Source organism: Planktothrix sp. FACHB-1355, assembly GCF_014748295.1.
GTDB lineage: Bacteria > Cyanobacteriota > Cyanobacteriia > Cyanobacteriales > Aerosakkonemataceae > Aerosakkonema > Aerosakkonema funiforme_A.
Window position 1 is genome coordinate 1 of sequence record NZ_JACJUP010001245.1, and the last position, 1915, is coordinate 1915.

Here is a 1915-nt window from a genome sequence, read left to right on the forward strand (position 1 = left end):
CAACAGCTTCGGCAAAAAATACAGTATGAACCCCAATATTTGCCCCTATATCTAATACCAAATTTCCGGGCTGTACGAATTGTTTAAATAGAACGATTTCACCTTCGCAGTACTCGCCATAGAGGTCTAGAGACCTGCCAATATAGGTATCATTTATGTTGTAAAGAAAAACGCCGTGACGGCATTTCTTTAAACGGTTGAAACCATCGACAGGAAGTAGAGTTTTTTCCTCGTAGCTAATTGTCTGTGTGAGTTTGTCTTGAGTGAGTTTGTCGGTAATTGCACTTGACTGGGATTTTGCGATCGCGTTTTCTAACGCCACAGCTACTCGTTCAAATACTTCTGCCCAATCTCCCGATCGCAACTGGCGGAACAGGCGCATAGTGGGATACCAGGGGGTATCTTCGCGATCGAGCATCCATCGCCAGTCAGGTACTTTTGCCAGCACCAGCCATAATGGTTTTCCCAACGCTCCTGCCAAATGCGCTACCGACGTATCTACACTGATAACCAGATCTAGTTGCGCTACAGCAGCGGCGGTATCTGCAAAATCATGGAATTTTTCGCTTAAATCCTGTACTTTTTCCCCTATGCCTAATTCGGACAATTCGGCAGTTTTTGCACCTTTTTGCAAACTGTAAAAGGCAATTTGTGGAATATTTAATATAGATAAGAAATTGCTCAATGAACAAGAACGGTAGCGATCGTTTTTATTAGCGGCATTCCCTGCCCAAACTATTCCTACTTTTAGTAGCATTCCGGGCGGTACTTCGAGTGTAAAAGGATATGGTTGAGGAGGTAAAAGGTAGGGAATTTGGGCGGGAATTGTTTCTAAAGTAGTACCCAAAATATGGGGTAAACTCATAAACGGGGCATGAACGTCAAACTCAACTTGCGTCCCCATAGTTACTAACTGTTCGATACCAGCGACGGTGTTAAACAATCGTCGCTGCGATTCGTAACACATGACAATGACACGCCCGCCGCGTTGTGCCACAAGGGGAGCGTAGCGGATAAACTGAATACCGTCACCAAATCCTTGTTCGCAAACAAGCAAAATTTTTCGTCCTTGCAAATCAGATCCATCCCAGAGGAGGGATTGGGGTAAATGGAGGCGGATGAATTCTTTTATTTGCCAGCGCCACTCTGTTTCGGCAAATCCGTTTTTGAAGTCGCCAGTATATAGTAAAGTTACACCCAAGTTTTCATGAGCTTCTGGAAAGTTGGGCTTAAGAGTTAAAGCTTGACGCAGGAGGATTTGAGCTTCTGCTATCTTACCCTGAATTATAAATACTTTGCCCAGGTTGTTGTAGGCATTTGGATAGTTGGGATTGAGGGCAAGTGCTTGCTGGTAATATGCGATCGCGTCTTCTAATTTTCCTTGTTCCTCAAATGCGTTACCCAGGTTGTTGTGTACTTCAGCATTGTTGGGATTTAAGGTAAGCGCTTTTTGGTAGTAAGAAATCGCCTCTTCTAATTTTTCCTGTTCTTGGAAAGCATAACCCAAATTATTGTATGCTTCGGCGTAATTGGGATTTAAGTTAATAGCTTTTTGGTAAGATGCGATCGCCTCTTCTAAATTTCCCTGTTCCTGAAGCGCGTTACCCAGATTGTTATACGCTTCGGCATCTTTCGGATTTAAGACAATCGCTTTTTGGTAAGATGCGATCGCCTCTTCTAACTTCCCTTGTTTCCCAAGCGCAACGCCTAAGTTGTAGTGCGCGTTTGCATCGTCGGGATTTAAGGAAATCACCTGCTGATAAGATGCGATCGCCTCTTCTAACTTATCGATAATATTATAAAGATTTGCCAGATTGTAGTGCGCTTCGATATATTTGGGGTTTAAGGTTACAGCTTGCTGGTAAGATGCGATCGCTTCTGCTAAATTACCTTCATCTGCCAGTGCATTACCCAA

At 43.6% G+C, this 1915-nt stretch carries 1 protein-coding gene; it reads right to left on the reverse strand.

Features of this window, described 5'->3' with window-relative positions:
* The coding region (locus H6S82_RS31240; RefSeq protein WP_191057335.1) for a tetratricopeptide repeat protein at window positions 1-1915 on the reverse strand (1915 nt) is incomplete at both ends.